A 6,255-nucleotide genomic window follows, 5' to 3' on the forward strand; every position below is an offset into this window, starting at 1 on the left:
GCAGGCCCGCCTTGCCGACCGCCGATCTGCTCGTTACCCACGCTGCTGAACTGGTCCGTGTCGCCGACACGGCGGTGGCCGCGCCCAAGCGCGGCGCCGATCTGGCTGAACTGCACATTATCCGCGATGGCGCCCTCGCCGCGCAGGCGGGGCAGATTGTCTGGGTCGGAACCACGAATCAGGCCCGCGCGCAGGTCGCGCTTACGCCCGGAGCGACCGTGATCGACGCCGCCGGCGCGGTCGTGACCCCGGGCCTGGTCGATGCGCACACCCATCCGGTCTTCGCCGCGCCGCGGCAGATGGAATTCGCGATGCGCATTGCGGGCAAGACCTACCAGCAAATCGCCGCCGAGGGCGGCGGGATCGCCAATTCGGTGGCCCGCACGCGCGCCACCGGCGAGGATGAGCTCTACCGCAACGCCCTGCGGGTTGCCGATCGCATGCTCGACTTCGGCACCACCACCGCCGAGGCCAAGTCGGGCTACGGCCTCTCGCTGGAAGATGAGCTGAAAATGCTGCGGGTGATCCGCCGGGTGGACGCCGCGCATCCCATCGACTGGGTGCCGACCGCGTTGCCGGCGCACGATGTCCCCGTCGAGTACAAGGGCAGCCCCGACGAATATGTGCGGGTCATCGGCGAGATCATTCTGCCGGCGATCGCCGCCGAGGGACTGGCCGAGTTCAATGATGTTTTCTTCGAAACCGGCGTCTTCGACCGGGCGCAGAGCGAGGCCATCCAGCGCCGCGCCCGGCAGCTGGGCTTCGACCTCAAGTTCCATGTCGATGAGCTCTCCGATGTCGGCGGCGCGTCGCTGGCCGCCGAGATGGACGCCGCCTCGGCCGATCATCTGGTCTTCGTCAACGACGCGGGCATTCGGGCGCTGGCGTCGAGCCGGACGGTCGCGGTGATGCTGCCCGGCACCGCCTATTTTCTCGATTTGCCCCGCAAGCCGCCGGTGCGCAGGATGATCGAAGCGGGTGTCGCCATCGGCCTGGCCACCGACTGCAATCCCGGCAGCAACATGACCGAATCGATGCCCATGGCGCTGAATCAGGCCTGTGTGCTCTATAAGATGACCCCGGCCGAAGCGATTGCCGCCGCCACTCACAACGCCGCCTGCGCCCTCAACCGGCAGGGGAAGATCGGCGGCCTGGCCCCCGGCGCCGCCGCTGACTTGGTCATCTGGGATGCCGCCGACCACCGCGAATTGCCGTATCATTACGGCGTGAATCTGGCCCGGATCGTGATCAAAAACGGCGCCGTGGTGCGGGGACGGGCATGATCCGTTCGATGTTCATCGCGGGGTTGTGTGCGTTGGCCATGACCTTCGCCGCCTGTGCGCCGTATTCGTTTTCCGGCGGACGCACCGCCCTGGTGCAGTCGGTCGCGGTCCCGATCTTTGAGAATCAGACCACCGAATTCGGTTTGGCCGAAACCCTCACCAGCGGCATCATCAATGGTTTTGTCAACGACAACCAGATCAAGGTGGTCGATCAGGCCAATGCCGAAGCCATCCTGACCGGCGCGATTGTTGAATACAAGCGTCGCGCCTACACGTTCGACGAGACCGACCGTGTCACCGAGTACATCGTCGAAATCTGGGTGGACGCCGAATTGAACAAGAAAGAGGGCGCTGCCAATGTCTGGAAGGCCTCCCGGATGCGCGGTTTCGGCATCTATAAGGCCGACACCGAGGACGAACAGCAGGGCCAGTCCCGGGCGATCGAGAAGATCGCCGAGGACCTGCTGAACCGGACCATCAAATCCTGGTAGGGGAAGGGGAACCCGGGGGGTATCCCGGGGTTGAAACACTGGGAGTCGCCTTGCCGCCCGGACCGCCGTGTGCTATCCTACGTCGTCGATGACCGATCCTGTCACTCACACGAATGAGACCAACATGCGCCCAGTGGCCGCTATTGCCTGCATGATCGCCCTTGTTGTCGCCGCCGTCTCTCCCGTATCCGCGAAGGACCCCGGCGAGGACGCCTACACGTTTCTGAAGATCGGGACCGATGCCCGTTCCGAGGCGATGGGCGGCGCCATGACCGGCGTCGCCGATCAACTGGGCGCGACTTTTTACAATCCCGCGGCGCTGGCGGCGGTCGGGCCGCGCTCGGTCATGGCCTCCTACACCAACTGGCTCACCGACATTCAGGCCGGCGCGTTGGCGGCGGTCTGGTCGATCGGGGGACAGGGGCGGATCGGTGTCTCGGCGCAGTATCTCGACTATGGCGATTTCGATGCGCGTGACGAGGTCGGCAACCCCGGCGCGGATTTCTCCGCCTCCGATGTGGCGTTGGCGCTGACGTGGGCCAGCGCACTGGGACGGGGCCTCAATGCGGGGGTGACCGGACGGTTCATCAGCGAATCAATCGACGATGAGAATTCCAGCGCGTTGGCGGCCGACCTGGGGCTTTCCTATGAGTTCCTCGATGGACGCACCCGCGCCGGCGTGGCGGCTCGTAATCTTGGCGGACAGACCAAGTCGATTGAGGGTGGCGACAAGGAATCGTTGCCGATCGTGCTGGCCGCCGGCCTTTCACACCAGTTGCGCGGCGCGCCGATCCTCTTTGCCGCCGATCTGCTCAAGCCCAGCGACGACGATGTCGGCGGCGCCTTTGGCGTGGAGGTCGATGTTCATCGGCAGTTCGCCCTGCGCGCCGGCTACAACACGCTGATCGCCCGGATCGACACCGACTCCGACAGCGACAATCTCGCCGGGATCAGTCTCGGCGCCGGGTTCACGCTGGAGCGGCTGGCCATTGACTACGCCTTCACCGCGTACTCGGAGTTGGGCGACGCGCACCGGTTTTCGATTCGTTCACGCTTCTGATCCAGCGAGGTTGACATGCCGCACCGTGGTTTGTCTCTGGGAAGCCGCGCGACCTTGGTCACGCTCGCGTTGGCCGGCCTCGTGATTTCCGGATGCGCATCGGATTCGCGCCCGGACCCGAAGGAGACGGTCAAAGGGTTGTTTGCCGCCATGCGCGCCTCGGATTCGCTGTATTTGGAACGGCACGTCGACCTGGCGGCGGCGGTGGCCACGCTCGGCGAAGATCTGCCCGCCGAGAGCGCCGGCGCCGATCCGGGGGCGGCGCTGTTGGCCGCGCTCACCGGCGAGGGGACGCTGCGCAAACGCTGGCTGGAAAATCAAATCGTCGTCGGAGGCGCCACCCTCGTTGCCGACACCGCTTGGGTCGAAGTCTCCTTTATTGATCGTCTCACCCGGGTCCAATACTACAACAAGATGCGGCTGGATTTTCGCGGCGACCACTGGGTGATCAACGCCTTTCGTACCATGTGAGTCCAACGGATCGGTGGTGATGGACCCATGCCCCGCAATACCCGGACCGCGTTTGACCCCGACCGCATGCTTGCCGCCACGCTCGCGGAGGTTCCGCTGGTTGTGGTCGACGTGGAGACCACTGGGCTGGATCCGGCGCGCGGCGACCGTGTGTGCGAAGTCGCGCTGATCCGTCGCGAACCCTCCGGCAGTCTCTACGAGTGGTCGCAATTAGTCGACCCGCAGCGTCCGATTTCCCCCGGCGCCTATGCGGTCAATCGGATCAGCACCTCGCTTCTGCGCGGCGCGCCGCGGTTTTCCGCGGTCATTCCCGAAATCAACGATGTCGCCGACGGGGCGGTGTGGCTGGCCCACAACGCCCCTTTCGATATGGGGTTTTTGCGCAGCGAATACCGCCGTGCCCGGCGGGTGCTGATCGAACGGCCGGTGATCGACACGGTGCACCTGGCCCGGCGTCACTTTCGATTTCGCTCCAACCGCCTGGCCGAGCTGGCGCGGGAGTTTGGTATTCCGACCCCCGATGCCCACCGGGCCCTCGGCGACTGCCGCACCACGCTCGGCGTGTTCGAGGGAATCCTGACCGCCGCCTACGCCGGAAAGTCTCCCGCCGTCGGCGAACTGGTGCTTCACGCCGACCGCTTGGAGGCGCGTGGGAATCCCTGGACGATGCTGCCCCCGTCGCTGGAGCATATGCTGTCGGAATCGCGCGACCTGGACATCGTCTATGTCACCGCGCAGGGTGTGCGCTCGTCGCGGCGGGTCACCGTGGTGAATGTCGTGCAGAAATCGCGCGACCTCTACCTGGTGGCGCACTGCCACATGCGCGGCGATGAACGGACATTCCGTCTCGACCGGATCGTCGACTGGAAAATTCCCGCCGCCTGAGCCGTCCCGATGTACACCATTCGCGCGCTCACCCGGGATGAATTGTCGGCGCTGGGGCCATTGTGGGACCGCGCCGGACTGCCATGGCGTCCTCAGGGCCGCGACCGTTTGGCCAACCTCATCGCCCTCTGGGAACGCGACGCCGGCGAGTTCATCGGCGCGTTTGCGGACGAACGGCTAGTGGGTGCGGTGGTGGCCAGCCATGACCGGCGGCGCGGCTGGATCAATCGTCTGGCCGTCGATCCCTCCCATCGCCATCGCGGCGTCGGCCGTCAGTTGATCGCCGCCGCCGAATCGACTCTCCGCGCCCGCGGGCTGACCGTGATCGCCGCGTTGATTGAGCAGGACAATGCCCCTTCGCGCGCGTTATTTGCCGCCATGGGCTATGTCCACATGCCCGAGGTCCTCTATTACAGCAAGCGGGAATCCCCCGATGCCTGATCGCGCCGCATCGCGCATCGCCGGTCGCTTCGGTTTGCCGGTCATCGCCGTCCTCGCGCTGACTCTGGCCGTCGGACAGGCGCCGTCACCGGCTCCCACGGCGCTGGAGAGCGCCATCGATCTTTTGGTGCGGGAAGACAGGGTGGACTCGGCGCTTGTGCTTCTGCGCGACACGCTGGCGGTGGATTCGCTGAACCCCCGATGGCACCTGCGGCTGGCGCGCCTGCAAAAGCTGAAGGGCCAACGCGCCGCCCGTCGCGCCACCCTCGATCGACTGTTGCGCATTCAGCGCCGTCCGGTGGAAGCGCAATTGGAGCTGGCGCAGGACTTCTTCGACCGCGGCACGCTGGATTCCGCCATGTATTTCGGCCACGCCGCCCTGGCCTCCAGCGGGCGGCGCAGCGCCGCGGCGTATTACTGGCTGGGACGCGTCCATGAACGGGCCGGTCATGCCGACTCCGCGCTCACGTACTATCGCAACGCCTGGTTGCTTCTGCCCTCCGGAGGGCTTGATTAGCATGCGGCCGCGTTCTTGCCGACGCTGGATGACGCTCGCTTTGTTGCCGGCCGCTGTGGTCGTGTCTTCGGTGCTTCCGGGACACGGCGCCATGCGCAACTACGACCTCGGTGATCCGATTAGCGCGGTTGAACTGACCGCTCTTGACGGCAAAAGCCAACTCTTCTCATTCGAACGCCCCTCGGTGGTCATCTTCTGGGCGAGCTGGTCGCCGCTGAGCCAGTCCGCGCTCGCGGAACTGATTGCCAAAGCGCCCAAAGGCGGGATCCGTTGGCAGCTGGTGCCGATCAACATCGACAGGCCCGATGTGACAGCCGCTGACACCGCTCGTCTGTACGCAACCGCGCGCGCCGCCGGCTGGCAGGGCCCTCTCTGGTATGACCGCGATTACCGATTGGTCGAGCGCTGGGGCATCTTCAACGCGCCGACCGTGATCATCACCAATCTCGGGGGCACCATCGCCGAATTGGAGCACGATTGGACCCGCGCGATACAGGCGCGGCTGTTCACACTCTACTTCGGAGCGATCACCGACAGTTTCCCCGGCCTGCCCGATCCGCCCGCATCGGAACGTTGCCTGTCACAGGCGGCGATGGCTCGTCGACTCTGGCGGCTGGGGCAGGAGTCCGGCGCGTTGGCGCGGATGCGCGCGGTGGTCGATTCCTGCCCCGGGCTGTCCCGCGATCTGGCGCGCTATGCCGAGTGGGTCTGGCGGACGGGCGACAGTCTGCGTGTGGCCGTGTCGCTGGACAGCGTGCTGGTGCGTGCCGGGGAAACGGCCTGGCCGCTGACATTGCGCGCCGAACTGTCGGTGCGCCGCCACGATACGCTCTCGGCTTTGGATCTGACCCGTCGGGCCCTTGCGGCCGACTCGCTTTTTTCCCCGGCGTGGATACGGCTCCTGGCCACTTCTCTGGCGGCGGGTGACACCACGACGGCGCTGGCCGCCTACGAACGCTTGATGACTCTGTGCCCAGAGGAACCGCGGGTCCTGGCGGCGGGCTCGATTCTGGCCGAGCGCGAGGGGGAGGTCAGCCGTGCGGCCACCCGAATGCGACGGGCTGTCGAAGCGCGTCTGCGACCGCCACGGCAGTGATGCCGCCTGCA

At 66.1% G+C, this 6,255-nt stretch carries 8 protein-coding genes; all 8 read left to right on the top strand.

Going from position 1 to position 6,255, the window contains the following annotated elements; translation table 11 throughout:
- The first annotated feature begins 11 nt into the window (after window positions 1-11).
- The gene (hutI, locus tag VNN55_12285) at window positions 12-1,283 is read left to right on the top strand and encodes an imidazolonepropionase (protein ID HWO58335.1); all 1,272 of its coding nucleotides are present in this window, start codon (window positions 12-14) and stop codon (window positions 1,281-1,283) included.
- Window positions 1,280-1,774, top strand: coding sequence for an LptE family protein (locus VNN55_12290; protein ID HWO58336.1), 495 nt, complete (start codon window positions 1,280-1,282; stop codon window positions 1,772-1,774). The genes hutI and VNN55_12290 overlap by 4 nt, the downstream gene beginning before the upstream one ends.
- A 124-nt stretch (window positions 1,775-1,898) precedes the next feature.
- Entirely contained in the window at window positions 1,899-2,834 is a 936-nt protein-coding gene (locus VNN55_12295; GenBank protein ID HWO58337.1) for a PorV/PorQ family protein, read from the top strand.
- A 15-nt stretch (window positions 2,835-2,849) separates the two neighbouring features.
- Entirely contained in the window at window positions 2,850-3,305 is a 456-nt protein-coding gene (locus VNN55_12300) for a hypothetical protein (protein HWO58338.1), read from the top strand.
- 27 nt (window positions 3,306-3,332) lie between these two features.
- The gene (locus tag VNN55_12305; GenBank protein ID HWO58339.1) at window positions 3,333-4,190 is read left to right on the top strand and encodes an exonuclease domain-containing protein; all 858 of its coding nucleotides are present in this window, start codon (window positions 3,333-3,335) and stop codon (window positions 4,188-4,190) included.
- A gap of 9 nt (window positions 4,191-4,199) precedes the next feature.
- Complete coding sequence (locus tag VNN55_12310; protein ID HWO58340.1) at window positions 4,200-4,631, top strand: GNAT family N-acetyltransferase; 432 nt, start codon at window positions 4,200-4,202, stop codon at window positions 4,629-4,631.
- Window positions 4,624-5,148 (top strand): hypothetical protein, encoded by a 525-nt coding sequence (locus VNN55_12315; protein HWO58341.1) that lies wholly within the window; start codon window positions 4,624-4,626, stop codon window positions 5,146-5,148. The genes VNN55_12310 and VNN55_12315 overlap by 8 nt, the downstream gene beginning before the upstream one ends.
- 91 nt (window positions 5,149-5,239) lie before the next feature.
- A complete protein-coding gene (locus VNN55_12320; protein HWO58342.1) occupies window positions 5,240-6,244 on the top strand; it encodes a hypothetical protein in 1,005 nt (334 codons plus the stop codon).
- Window positions 6,245-6,255: the final 11 nt, after the last annotated feature.

It is taken from the genome of bacterium (assembly GCA_035559435.1).
GTDB lineage: Bacteria > Zixibacteria > MSB-5A5 > WJJR01 > WJJR01 > JACQFV01.